The sequence below is a fragment of the Tenacibaculum jejuense genome (assembly GCF_900198195.1).
Lineage (GTDB): Bacteria > Bacteroidota > Bacteroidia > Flavobacteriales > Flavobacteriaceae > Polaribacter > Polaribacter jejuensis.
Map to the genome: position 1 here is coordinate 2,085,615 of NZ_LT899436.1, position 13,015 is coordinate 2,098,629.

Here is a 13,015-nt window from a genome sequence, read left to right on the forward strand (position 1 = left end):
GGTTAATAGATAATTCTATTTAGACAACGAAGTTCTATAATGGTTTAAATACTCTTTGTTAAAACTCTGTTAAAGAAAAGAGGTCTAAAAGTTAAACAAACTTTTAGACCTCTTGACTCAGTTTTCTGACAGAAAATAATTGTGTTTTCTACATAAATATGATTCAACACTTTTTCAAACTGATGTATTTTTTATTTTGAAGATTCAGAAGCTTTATATGTTTCTCCATCTCCAATACTTTCAACAAAAGAAATTAAATCAGCTTTCTGTAATTTATCACCATCATACTTAATTGTGGCGATGCTATCATTAAAAACTACTTTAGCTTCTAAAACACCTGCTTTTTTTGCTAATTTAGATTCGATAGTTTTAGCACAACCAATCTCGCATGACATTCCAGATACATTTAAAGCTAAAGTTTGTGAGTTAGCTACAGCTATCGTTTGTACTTCTTTAGTTTCTTCTTTTTTTACTTCTGATTTACAACTAATAGTTATAAAGCTTACAAGAAATAAAGCAAATACTATATTTGAAATTTTCATATTAAACATCTATTAAATTATCGTACAAATTTATTAAAAAAGATTATGAAATACTTTAAATAAGCGATTTTTGTACAACAAAACAATAATGATGAATAAGTTTCAGACAAAATGGTTTTATCTAATCTTTCTTGCTTTGGTGTGGGGAAGCTCTTTTATTTTAATGAAAAAGGCATTAATTGGATTATCTCCAATTCAAATTGGTGCTTTACGTATCATTATAGCCACTATTTTTTTACTTATAATAGGTTATAAGAGTCTAAAAAAAATAAAGAGAGAACAGTGGAAGTATGTTTTTTTAAGTGCTCTTTTAGCTACTTTTTTTCCTTCTTTCATGTATGCGTATGCTATTTCAGGTATTGATAGTTCCATAGCTTCAATTTTAAATTCATTAACACCATTTAATACTTTATTGATTGGTTCTTTGTTTTTTGGAATAACTTTTAAAACTAATCATTTGTTAGGTATTTTAATTGGACTGTTAGGAACATGTATTCTCATTTTAAAAGGAGCAGATTTAAATCCGAATCAGAACTATTGGTTTGCTTTATTACCGATTTTATCTTCGATAGGATATGCATGTAATGTAAATATTATTAAAAAATATTTACAAGAATTAGAGCCATTGGCAATAACTACAGGAAACTTTATTTTAATTGTTATTCCTGCTTTGATTGTTTTATTTTTTACAGGTTTCTTTACTACATTAGAATTTACTGAAGATGTAAATCAAGGTTTGTTTTATATTGGAATTTTAGCAATAGTAGGAACGGGAATTGCTAAGGTTATGTTTAATAAATTAATACATATTTCTTCACCAGTATTTTCTACTTCCGTAACGTATTTAATTCCTATTGTAGCAGTTTTATGGGGAATTATAGACGGAGAAAAGTTGAGTTTAATTCAACTATTAGCAGGTATTATCATTTTATTTGGAGTGTATTTGGTAAATAGAAAGAAATAAGTTTAATTTAATGTATAAAAATTTTAAAAAATGAAAAAAATAGAAAACCTAAAGAAGTTTACAATTGGTAAGCAAGAACAGAAAAAAATTTTAGGAGGTAACGAGCAAAGCTTATTTGCTGTAAACTGCGGTCTAATGATGACTTTAGCTAATAATATTTTAGATAGTGGTTTCTACAGGTGTCCAGCTGGTTGCGAAGAAGCTGATATTATATATGCAGCAAATATTTGTGCTGGTAGAATACCTTGGGAACAAAAGAAATTTGGAAAAAAAGAGTTCTCTTCATTATAAAAAAAGAGGATTTTTAAAATCCTCTTTTTTAGCTTTAGAATAACTATGGTTTAAATAATTATTTATGGTTATTTGAAATCAGCGTCAGAAACACCTTTATTTACTTTAGCATTCTTTAACATAAAAGTAGCTTTTTGAGGTCCAAATGATCCTATTTTTTTAGTAGCAAACTTCACTCCATTAAAATCCTTATAATCACTAAAAGTAGCTTCTTGTTTTTGGTTTCTTCCGCCAAAAGCTACATTTTGTAATTCTTTAATCTTTAAACCTGTTTTAGTATCAAAATAGAATGTAAAAGAAACTATTTTTCCCTTTTTAGATAATACATAAGCTTCTTTTCCGTCTACATTTTCTATTCCAGTTAACTCTACTTCAGAATTGTTTAGTAATCCTATTTCAGGCAAAGCACCTAAAACAACGCTCATTTCTTCACTCATACCAGGAACCGGTAAAGTTTGTCCATTCATTCTAAGAGCTTCTTTACTAACTACTACATTAGCTACTGGTGTACCATTCATAGTTGTTTTAGTTCCAAAATAAGTAGCATTTCTTTTTTCAGTAGTAGCTATTTTTCTTCCTCCTAAATCAGCTTCATATTCTAATAAAGTAGTATTAAGACCTTTAACTTTGTCCTTTCCGCCAATTGCATCAAAATATTTATTTAATACTGTTTCCTTAGTAACTCCAGTAGGAATTTTTTTACCCATTTCTGGCTTAGAAGTAGGGTTACCTTTCTTATCAAAATATTTGATTTCGTAATCAATCGTTTTTTCAAGGTTTGTTAACACATCGATTCCTTTACCAGTAATAAAAATTCTAGCTTTATCTCCCTTAAAATACTTCTGAGCTGCATTTTGAAGATCTTCTAAAGTTACAGAATTAATATTCTCTAAATAATTTTCATAAAAATCGTCAGGTAAGTTATAACGAGCAATATTTAAAGCAAAATTAGCTACTGTTCTTGGCTTCTGTACATCCATTACAAAATCGCCAACATATTTAGCTTTTGCATTTTTTAGTTCTTCTACTGAAACTTTTTCAAAACGAATTTTCTTAATTTCTTTTTGTAACTCAACTACAGCACTATCCGTTACTGTGTTACGAACACTAGCTGTAGCTCTAAATGTACCAGCATATCTACTTTGACTTAAGCGAGAGTAAGAACCGTAAGTATATCCTTTATCTTCACGTAAATTCATAAATAAACGTGCTGTTCCGCCACCACCAAGAATATTATTAGCTAATAAACCTGCGTAGTAATCTTTATCACCTAAAGTTAAATCAACATTATTTACCACTGCAATTTCAGATTGGACCGCATTTGGCATATTAATAAAGTTGATTTCTGTTTTATTAGGATTTGTTGCTTTTGGCATAGTATAAGCAGGAATAGTTCCTTTTTTCCAATCGCTAAACAACTTCTTAATTAATTTTTTAGTTTCTCTAGGATTAATATCTCCTACAACTACTAAATAAGCATTATTAGGTCTGTAATATGTATTGTAATTATTTTTTACATCTTCTAGAGTAATGTTTTTAATTGATTCTGGAGTAGTATATTCACCAAAAGGATGATCTTTTCCATAAGTTAAATAACTTTCAACACGTCTTGCAATTGCAGTAACATTTTTCTCGTTATTCTTAAGATTTTCAAGAGTTCTTTCAACTTCTTTATCAAATTCATCTTTAGAAAAAAGAGGGTTTTTTACTCCGTCAGCCATTAAGCCTAAAATTTCAGGAAAATACTTTTTTAATGAAGAAGCAAAAGCTCCACTACTAGAAAAACCAAGGTTAGCTCCTAAATAATCTACTTTTTCATTAAAGTCATCTTTAGAGATAGACGTTGTTCCATTTCCTAATAAACCACCTAAAAGTCCAGATACACCAGCTTTATTACCTTCAAAATAAGGTTTGTTATCTATAGATAAACTAGCAGAAACTCTTGGTAATTTGTGGTTTTCAACCATTATTACTTGTAAACCATTAGAAAGTTTAAACTTTTCTGGCTTTCCTAACTTAACTTTAGGAGCAGGCCCTGGTTTTGGTTGTGAATTTAAATCTCTTTGTGCATTAGTAGCAAAAGTCATTGCTATAATAGCTACGAATGATAATATTTTTGTTTTCATGATTTTGTTTCGTTCTTTTTGATATTGAAATTATTTCTTTTGCTCTGGTAAATATTCCATCACTAATCTCTGATTAGGATTTAAATATTTCTTAGCTACATTTCTAATATCTTCTCTAGTAATAGATCTGAAAATATCGATTTCAGTATTAATTAAGTTAGTATCTCCATATAACATATTGTAAGTTGCTAGTGAGCTAGCAATACCTTCAACACTAGAGTTAGAACTTACAAATCTATTTTCGAATTGATTTTGTAATTTTTGGAAATCTTTTTCAGAAATTAACTCGTTTTGAATCTTTACGATTTCTTCATCAATTTCTTTTAACAAATTATTTAATTCAACTTTTCCTAAAGGAATTCCGAATAAAGCATAAGTTCCATAATCTTCTTGACTTAAATTAACCGCTTGAACAGCTAATGCCATTTTCTTTTTATCTACTAATTTCTTGTATAAAACAGAACTTTTTCCTGTACTTAAATATGAAGAAATCATATCTAAAACTCTAGAATCTCTTGTTTTCATAGAAGGAGTTCTATATGCAGCGATCATAGCAGGAATTTGAATGTTAGGATCGTAGGCTTTAGCATTAATTTGTTGAGTAATTGGCTCTTCTTTAGGAAAATCTTTTACAACATCTTTACCTCTTGGAATTCTACCAAAGTATTCTTTAATTAATTTCTTAGCTTCTTTAATTTTAATATCTCCAGCAACAACTAAAGTAGCATTGTTAGGAACATAAAACTTTTTATTGAAAGCTAAAAACTCATCTAAAGTAGCAGCATCTAAATGTTTCATTTTACCAATTGTAGTTCCTTTGTAAGGATGCTTTTTAAACATGTGTTTTTTTACATTTTCTAATATTCTAGAATATGGTTGATTATCAACACGTAGTCTTTTTTCTTCCTTTACTACTTCATTTTGAGTATCAACACCATCTTGTTTGATAATAGGGTGTAATAAACGCTCAGATTCCATCCAAAGACCCAATTCTAAATTGTTAGATGGAAAAATTTCGTAGTAATAAGTTCTGTCATCAGTAGTATTGGCATTGTTTCTACCTCCATTTGAAGAAACTATTTTAAACCAATCTCCTTTTTTTATATTTTTTGTTCCTTCAAACAAAAGGTGTTCAAAAAAGTGAGCCATTCCAGTTCTGTCTGGTTGTTCATCTTTAGCACCAACATGATACATAACTGAAGTTACAACAACAGGAGCAGATTTATCTTGATGCAATATTACGTGCATACCATTACTTAAATCATACTCTTCGAATTCTACTTTCTGTGCTTTAGCTGAAATTACAGCAGCTACAGTAGCTAGAGTTACTATTATTTTTTTCATTAGTTAAATTTGTTTTTCAGTGATTTGGGAGTTTGACGCAACATCAATCTATTTGTTACACTGTTTTTTTAATAATTTAATTTAATTTTAGTTTTGTAAAGATACGGACTATTGATAAATAGGAATTTTAGCTGTATTTTTATTGTTTTAAGGACTTGTTATACAGAATAAAAAGTGTATATTTGCAGCCGCATTTCGCGTGGAAATGTGATAAGTAATTAAAAATAAACGCAAAACAAATTCGTATGTACGCAATCGTAGAGATAGCAGGGCAACAGTTTAAAGTAGCAAAAGACCAAAAAGTTTACGTTCACCGTTTACCAGAGGCAGAAGGATCTAAAGTGACTTTTGACAAGGTAATGTTAATTGATGACAATGGTAGTGTAACTATTGGCGCCCCAGCTATAGAAGGTGCAGGTGTAACTGCAAAGATTTTAGGACACTTAAAAGGAGACAAAGTAATCGTTTTCAAGAAGAAAAGAAGAAAAGGTTACAAAAAGAAAAATGGTCACCGTCAATACTTAAGTGAAATTCAAATCGAAAGTATTGCTGCTTCAGGCGTAAAAGCTGCTCCAAAAGCAAAAGTAGAGCCTAAAGTAGAAGTTGCTAAAACTGAAGCTAAAAAAGCTGCTCCAAAAAAATCAACTTCAAAAAAAGGAGATGATTTAAAGAAAATAGAAGGAATTGGTCCTAAAATTGCTGAGACATTAGTTTCAGCAGGAATTTCAACTTTTGCTGAATTAGCTAAAATTGAACCAACAAAGATTTCAGAAATCATCGCAAATGTTAGAGGTAACCATGTTACTGATACTTGGCCAAAGCAAGCTGAATTAGCTGCTGAAGGCAAATGGGATGAATTAAAAGAATGGCAAGACAAGTTAGACGGAGGCGTTGAAAAATAAATCCGTAAGTTTAACCTATAAAACTCAATAAGAAATGGCTCACAAGAAAGGTGTCGGTAGTTCGAAGAACGGTCGTGAATCGGAATCGAAACGATTAGGAGTAAAGATTTTTGGAGGACAAGCTGCTATTGCAGGTAACATTATTGTTCGTCAAAGAGGAACTCAACATTACCCAGGTGAAAATGTTTACATGGGGAAAGATCATACTTTACATGCTAAAGTTGATGGTGTTGTACAATTCCAAAAGAAGAGAGATAATAGATCTTATGTTTCTATACTTCCATTTGAAGCTTAAGAAACTTATATTTTCGATATAAAAAACGCTCAATCATTGATTGAGCGTTTTTTATTTTTATAATACTTGCATTTAAATTTCAGCATTCCATTCATTATAAAATTGTTGTAAGAAGTTTTCCATATAAGAATGTCTTTGCTCTGCCATCTTTTTACCAGCCGATGTATTCATTTTATTTTTTAATAATAATAGTTTTTCATAGAAATGATTAATTGTTGGGGCAGTAGACTTCTTATATTCTTCTTTAGACATATTTAAGTTAGGTTTAATTTTAGGATCATATAAAACTCTATTTTTAAATCCACCATAATTAAAACATCTTGCAATTCCTATAGCTCCAATTGCATCTAAACGGTCTGCATCTTGTACAATATCTAATTCTATTGACTTAAACTCTTGTGTAAAGTTTCCACCTTTAAAAGAGATATTTTCAATAATTTTTATGACGTGTATTATGGTATTTTCTTCAATTTCTTGTGTTTCTAAAAATGCTTTAGCTTTTTTAGGTCCGATTGTTTCATCTCCATTATGAAATTTACTATCTGCTATATCATGCAGTAAAGCACCTAAAGCTATAATTAAGTTATCTCCTTGTTGCTCTTGTTTAGCTATTTTCATAGCATTTTTATACACACGTTCAATATGAAAAAAATCATGTCCGCCTTCAGCATCTTGTAATACTGATTTTACATGATTTATGGTGTTATTAATAACTTCTGTAGTTCTATTCATAGTTCAAAAATAAAAAATCCTACTAGTGATAGTAGGATTTTAATAAAATTTATAACTAATAAAAGTTATACTGTTAAAGCACTTTTAATTAAATTTTTTTCTACCAAATACTCAGCAATTTGAACAGCATTTGTTGCTGCACCTTTTCTTAGATTATCTGAAACTATCCATAAGTTTAATGTATTTGCTTGTGATAAATCTCTACGAATTCTACCAACAAATACTTCGTCTTTGCCATGAGCATTTAAAGGCATAGGATAATCATTATTTTCAATATCATCTTGAACAATTACTCCCGGAGTTTCAGCTAAAATTTGTCTAACTTCATTTAATTCAAAATCATTTTCAAATTCAATATTCACAGACTCAGAATGTCCTCCAACTACAGGTATTCTTACTGCTGTAGCTGTAATTCCTATACTAGCATCGTTTAATATTTTATGCGTTTCTCTAGTTAACTTTAATTCTTCTTTAGTATAACCAGCTTCTTCAAAAACATCACAATGTGGTAATGCATTTTTATGGATAGGGTGAGGATAAGCATTTTCTCCTTCAACACCATTAACTTCGTTTTCTAATTGTTGTACAGCTTTTACACCAGTTCCTGTAATAGATTGATATGTAGAAATTACTAATCTTTTCATATCATACTTAGCATGTAAAGGAGCTAAAGCCATTACCATTTGAATAGTAGAACAGTTTGGGTTAGCAATAATTTTATCACTTTCAGTTAGTTCGCTTGCGTTAATTTCTGGTACTACTAGTTTTTTTGTAGGATCCATTCTCCAAGCAGAAGAATTATCAATTACTGTTGTACCTACTTCAGCGAATTTAGGAGCCCATTCTAAAGAAGTACTTCCGCCAGCAGAAAATAAAGCGATGTCTGGTTTTAAGTTCACTGCATCTTGTAATCCGATTACATTATATGTATTTCCTTTGAAGGTCATTTCTTTACCTACAGAACGTTCTGAAGCAACTAAATATAACTCGCTAATATTAAAGTTTCTTTCTTCTAAAATTTGTAACATTACATTACCTACCATTCCTGTTGCACCAACTACAGCTACTCTCATGATGAAATATATTTTTTATACTTTGATTTTTAATTTCTTACTACAAATTTCAGTAAAAAAAGTTTTAAAACCATAGTAAAAGTATATAAAATTCACATTTTGTTGAAATTTAAACAAAATGATCTATTGGAAATAAAAACTAAAATTCTGTACATTTGCAGCCTAAAATATTGTTTAACTTAAAAAGGTATAGCATGCAACTGTACAACAAGTTAAGCGCAGAAGAACGCGCTAAATTAATTGATGAAGCGGGCAAAGACCGTCTTACTATTTCTTTCTATCAGTATTTCAAGATAGAAAACCCACAGATTTTTAGAGATAAATTGTTTATTGAATGGAACGCTTTAGATGTTCTAGGTAGAACCTATGTTTCATATGAAGGAATTAATGCTCAAATTTCTGTGCCAGCTGAGAACTTTCTAGCATTAAAAGAACAATTAGATAGTATTTCTTTTTTAAAGGATATTAGATTAAATGTTGCTGTTGAGCAAGACAATAAATCTTTCTTAAAACTTAAAGTAAAAGTTAGAAAGAAGATTGTAGCAGATGGTTTAAATGATGATACGTTTGATGTAACTAATAAGGGAGTACATTTATCTGCTGAAGAGTTTAATAAAATGTTAGAAGATCCAAATACTGTTTGCGTAGATATGCGTAATCATTATGAAAGTGAAATAGGACATTTTAAAGGTGCTGTTACACCAGATGTAGATACTTTTAGAGATTCTTTAGATATTATTGAGGAGGATTTAAAAGAACATAAAGAAGATAAAAATCTTTTAATGTATTGTACAGGTGGAATTCGTTGCGAAAAAGCTTCGGCATATTACAAACACAAAGGATTTAAAAATGTTTTTCAACTAGAAGGGGGGATTATTGAATATACAAGACAAGTAAAGTCGGAAGGTTTAGAGAATAAGTTTTTAGGAAAGAATTTTGTTTTTGATCATAGAAGAGCAGAACGTATATCTGATGATGTAATTTCTAATTGTCATCAATGTGGAAAACCTTGTGATACGCATACAAATTGTGCAAATGAAGGTTGTCATTTATTATTTATTCAATGTGATGAATGTGCTGAGAAAATGGAAAATACCTGTTCTCCAGAATGTCAAGAGATTATTCATTTACCATTTGAAGAGCAAAAAGCTTTACGTAAAGGGAAACATGCTAGTAATAAGATTTTCAAAAAGGGAAGATCTGAAAAGCTTAAATTTCAAAAAAGTAATAGTTAACATAAACTATTTATTCTATAAAAAAAGCCACATCATTGATGTGGCTTTTTCTATATAAATAAACTAACTGTATTATTTTTTCTTTTGAGCTCTGCGTTGTGCTTCTTGTTGTTCTTGAGCTTGTTTCATTGCAGCATCTAAACGCTCTCTGAATTTACTTTTCTTAACAGGCTTTTTCTTGTTTTCTTCAATTTGAGCATGAATTTTCTTTTCATCGATTACGTAATTCTTAATAACGAACATAATTGTAATCGTTAACAAGTTAGAAACGAAATAATATAAACTTAATCCACTAGCATAATTGTTAAAGAAAAATAACATCATAATAGGAGAGAAGTAGATCATATATTTCATCATCTTACTCATATCTGGCATTCCTTCTTGTGGCGGAGCCTGCATTGCAGATTGTTGACTTTGGTTCATTTTCATATAAAAGAAAATTGCAACAGAAGCTAAAATTGGAAATAAACTAATATGATTACCATATGTAGCAGAAATTAAAGGAATATTTGTGTCCCAGCTAAAAATAGTATCAAAAGAAGATAAATCTTCAGCCCATAAAAAGGCTTTTTGACGGAAATCTATGTTTGTAGGGAAAAATTTAAACAAGGCAAAGAATACAGGCATTTGCAATAATGCAGGAATACAACCAGACATCATACTTACTCCAGCTTTACGTTGTACAGCCATAATTTCTTGCTGACGTTTCATTGCGTTTTCTGTACCAGGATACTTTTTATTGATTTCTTCCATTTCAGGACGAATCACTTTCATTTTAGCACTAGATAAATACGATTTGTATAATACAGGTGATAAGATAATTCTAACAACAATAGTCATTAAAATAATGATTAAACCAAAGTTTCCAATGAATCCTTTTAAAACATTAAAAACAGGATAAAAAATAGTTCTATTTAAAAATCCGAAAATACCCCAACCTAAATCAGAAATTTCACTTAAATCTGTTCCTTTGTATGTACTTAACAAATTATAATCTGTTGGTCCGTAATACCATTCCATATTATAATTTAATTCACCATTTTTTAAAGCTAATGGAGTATTTAAGCTAAATGTTTTTGTATAAATACTATCTTGATCTTCACCTAAATAATCAACAGACTTTAATTTTGCATCATTAAAAGGAGTATCTGTTAACAAAGCAGTAGAGAAGAAGTGTTGTTTGTAGGCAACCCATTCTACATCATTTACAACTTCATCATCTTTCATTTGTAAATAATCTACATCACCATCTTCTTTAAAATAATAGTATGTATACATATTTTCTGTACGCATACTTTTTTCTTTACGTAAAGATTTTAATTTCCAGTCTAAGTTAATATTCTGAGAACTATTAATAACGTTACTTAACCCTTGTGAACGAACAGCAAAATCAATTCTGTAGTCATTTTTTGATTTAATTTCGTAGCGATACTCTAAAAACTGACTATCAGAAACCTTAAGTTTCATTGAAAGTACAGTATTGTCGCCATTTTTAGTTTCTTTTGGCTCGAATAATAAATCCTGAGTATTTAAAGTACGATTGTCTGTAGTACCAAAATTGATATTAAAATTTGCATTTTTATTATTTATAATATGTAATGGTAAAGAGTCGTAAGTTTTAAAGTTCTTTACTAATGCTTTTGTAATTTGTCCACCTTTGTTACTAATAGTTAACTGAATTACATCATTTTCAATTACAGTTTCACCATCTTTTCCATTAATTGCACTGTGAGCAAAAGCTCCTAACTGATTTTTTAAAGCAATTTGTTGTAATGAATCATTTACTACAATGTTTTTAGTTTTTGTTGTATCTAAAACAGTATTTGTTGTAGTAGTAACTTGTTCTGTTGGTGTAGTGTTTGGTTTTTCAGCATCAACTTCAGGCTTATTAGAATTTAAATACCATAGTAAAATTCCACCTAATAATAACATTCCTATGAATGAGTTGAAATCAAATTTTTTTTCTTCCATCGATATACGTTAAATGTCAACTTGTCATTTACTCAAAAAACTGAGTAATAAAACGCGACAAATGTAGCAAAACTACATCTTATTTCAGTTGTTTAGTTATAATTAATTTATACTACATATATAGCGCAAACTATGTTCCGTTTTTTAACTTTGTTTAAACTAAATTATTGAAATGACAAAAAAGTATACTATTCAAAAATCTCCTTTTGTAGTTCCAACTACTGATGGAAAATTAATTGAAGAACATTTTGGTAATGCTACAGATGGAAACTCGAAAGTTAGTATTGCACACATGGTTGCTCCTTCAGGCTGGGCAGAACCTTTTCAAACTCCAGAATTTGATGAGTTTACATATATTATAAAAGGAAAGAAGCAATTTATTATTGATGGAGAAACTATAATATTAGAAGCAGGACAATCTATTAAAATAGAAAAGAATGTTAGCGTTCAATATTCAAATCCTTTTAATGAAGAATGTGAATATTTAGCAGTTTGTTTACCAGCATTTTCTATTGACTTAGTTCATAGAGAAGAAGAATAAATAAGATGGTGATTAAAATCACCATCTTATTATTTTTTGTTTAGAAACCAATATATCTACATTCATAAGTTCCTCGAATAGGGTTGTTATCTAAACAAGGTCCGCATTCTGTAAATGGTGCTGTACATGAATTTTGACACGCTCTAAGTGAGCGAAAATCGCACGTAGTAGCAATTGGTACAGAGTCAAATCCTCCAAGAATTTCTAATTGTTTTTGTTTGCTTAATTTTTTTCCAATTTCGAATATTTTTTTCATGATTTAAGATGTATTTGAAATTAATATTCTGTGATGGTTTAAAGACATTCACAGTTTTATGTCTATTTCTTCGCGATAAGAACTCTTAAATCTAAACTTTTAAAATTGAATTATTAAGTAACGAACAGTTAATTTTTATTTAAAATATTTCAACAGTTCGTGTGTTTATGTGTTGAAATAAAGGGAGTTAATTAAAAACTTTATAATTAATAAAGAAGGTATACTTCGAACGAAATATACCTTAAATAAAATTTTCTTTTCATGATACTTTGTTACTCACAAGCACCTGTTAAGCAACAGTGAGTTTCTGCAGTTCCTAAACAACATCCGTTAAAAAGAGAAAAACCACCGCAAGAATTACATTGTTGAGCAGAATACTGAGGGCAAGTAGCTCTACCAGATCCACCACTTATTAGTTGTTGTTCTTTTTTATTTAACGCTTTTCCTAAGTTTAAAATTGAATTTTTCATATTGTATATTTTAATTGATTATTATTTTTCGTGAGGACCAGTTGGTTTTATACCAACTACGCATCCACAATTTCCAGCACCAACACACACCCATTTTCCTCCTCCGTTTATACATGCATCTTGAGCTATACTACCTCCATTAATAGTTTGCTGTTCTTGTTTATTTAAGGTTTTACCTAAATTTAAAATTGATTTTTTCATAAATGTTGATTTATATTTATTTGAAGTAAAATTTCAACTTTTAGATAGTAAAATCAATAATGATTTCAGAAG

The 13,015-nt window shown here is 29.5% G+C and carries 15 protein-coding genes; 6 read left to right on the forward strand and 9 right to left on the reverse strand.

The features are described from left to right. Nucleotides 1-191: 191 nt before the first annotated feature. Nucleotides 192-542: a cation transporter gene (locus AQ1685_RS09255; protein ID WP_095071518.1), complete on the reverse strand. Its 351-nt coding sequence runs from the start codon at nt 540-542 to the stop codon at nt 192-194. A gap of 91 nt (nt 543-633) precedes the next feature. Between AQ1685_RS09255 and AQ1685_RS09260 the strand changes: the two genes are divergently transcribed. Both AQ1685_RS09260 and AQ1685_RS09265 read left to right on the forward strand, forming a co-directional pair. Further along, complete coding sequence (locus tag AQ1685_RS09260) at nt 634-1,506, forward strand: DMT family transporter (RefSeq protein ID WP_095071520.1); 873 nt, start codon at nt 634-636, stop codon at nt 1,504-1,506. Nucleotides 1,507-1,536: 30 nt separating this feature from the next. Continuing rightward, nucleotides 1,537-1,797, forward strand: a complete 261-nt coding sequence (locus tag AQ1685_RS09265; RefSeq protein ID WP_095071522.1) for a hypothetical protein — start codon at nt 1,537-1,539, stop codon at nt 1,795-1,797. 68 nt (nt 1,798-1,865) lie between these two features. Here AQ1685_RS09265 and AQ1685_RS09270 read toward each other — a convergent pair whose 3' ends face one another. Together AQ1685_RS09270 and AQ1685_RS09275 are read right to left on the reverse strand one after the other, a co-directional pair. After that, nucleotides 1,866-3,923 (reverse strand): insulinase family protein, encoded by a 2,058-nt coding sequence (locus AQ1685_RS09270; protein WP_095071524.1) that lies wholly within the window; start codon nt 3,921-3,923, stop codon nt 1,866-1,868. Between the two features lie 30 nt (nt 3,924-3,953). After that, nucleotides 3,954-5,267: a M16 family metallopeptidase gene (locus AQ1685_RS09275; RefSeq protein WP_095071526.1), complete on the reverse strand. Its 1,314-nt coding sequence runs from the start codon at nt 5,265-5,267 to the stop codon at nt 3,954-3,956. Between the two features lie 245 nt (nt 5,268-5,512). On the opposite strand from AQ1685_RS09275, the gene rplU reads away from it, so the two are divergent. Next, complete coding sequence (rplU, locus tag AQ1685_RS09280; protein ID WP_095071528.1) at nt 5,513-6,169, forward strand: 50S ribosomal protein L21; 657 nt, start codon at nt 5,513-5,515, stop codon at nt 6,167-6,169. A 34-nt stretch (nt 6,170-6,203) separates the two neighbouring features. Beyond that, nucleotides 6,204-6,464, forward strand: a complete 261-nt coding sequence (gene rpmA / locus AQ1685_RS09285; RefSeq protein ID WP_095071530.1) for a 50S ribosomal protein L27 — start codon at nt 6,204-6,206, stop codon at nt 6,462-6,464. Between the two features lie 72 nt (nt 6,465-6,536). On the opposite strand, the gene AQ1685_RS09290 is transcribed toward rpmA, so the two are convergent. Continuing rightward, nucleotides 6,537-7,196, reverse strand: coding sequence for an HD domain-containing protein (locus AQ1685_RS09290; protein WP_095071532.1), 660 nt, complete (start codon nt 7,194-7,196; stop codon nt 6,537-6,539). A gap of 65 nt (nt 7,197-7,261) precedes the next feature. After that, nucleotides 7,262-8,269: an aspartate-semialdehyde dehydrogenase gene (locus tag AQ1685_RS09295; protein ID WP_095071534.1), complete on the reverse strand. Its 1,008-nt coding sequence runs from the start codon at nt 8,267-8,269 to the stop codon at nt 7,262-7,264. A gap of 194 nt (nt 8,270-8,463) precedes the next feature. On the opposite strand from AQ1685_RS09295, the gene trhO reads away from it, so the two are divergent. Further along, entirely contained in the window at nt 8,464-9,504 is a 1,041-nt protein-coding gene (gene trhO / locus AQ1685_RS09300; RefSeq protein WP_095071536.1) for an oxygen-dependent tRNA uridine(34) hydroxylase TrhO, read from the forward strand. A 72-nt stretch (nt 9,505-9,576) separates the two neighbouring features. Here the strand turns inward: trhO and yidC are convergent, their stop codons facing one another. Then, a complete protein-coding gene (yidC, locus tag AQ1685_RS09305) occupies nt 9,577-11,475 on the reverse strand; it encodes a membrane protein insertase YidC (RefSeq protein ID WP_095071538.1) in 1,899 nt (632 codons plus the stop codon). Nucleotides 11,476-11,647: 172 nt separating this feature from the next. On the opposite strand from yidC, the gene AQ1685_RS09310 reads away from it, so the two are divergent. Continuing rightward, nucleotides 11,648-12,016, forward strand: a complete 369-nt coding sequence (locus AQ1685_RS09310) for a cupin domain-containing protein (protein WP_095071540.1) — start codon at nt 11,648-11,650, stop codon at nt 12,014-12,016. A gap of 40 nt (nt 12,017-12,056) precedes the next feature. Here the strand turns inward: AQ1685_RS09310 and AQ1685_RS09315 are convergent, their stop codons facing one another. The 3 genes from AQ1685_RS09315 to AQ1685_RS09325 form a co-directional block, all read right to left on the reverse strand. Then, the gene (locus tag AQ1685_RS09315; RefSeq protein WP_095071542.1) at nt 12,057-12,272 is read right to left on the reverse strand and encodes a hypothetical protein; all 216 of its coding nucleotides are present in this window, start codon (nt 12,270-12,272) and stop codon (nt 12,057-12,059) included. 272 nt (nt 12,273-12,544) lie between these two features. Next, on the reverse strand, nt 12,545-12,742 hold the full coding sequence (locus AQ1685_RS09320; RefSeq protein WP_095071544.1) for a hypothetical protein: 198 nt from the start codon (nt 12,740-12,742) through the stop codon (nt 12,545-12,547). 21 nt (nt 12,743-12,763) lie between these two features. Beyond that, on the reverse strand, nt 12,764-12,943 hold the full coding sequence (locus AQ1685_RS09325; RefSeq protein WP_095071546.1) for a hypothetical protein: 180 nt from the start codon (nt 12,941-12,943) through the stop codon (nt 12,764-12,766). Nucleotides 12,944-13,015: the final 72 nt, after the last annotated feature.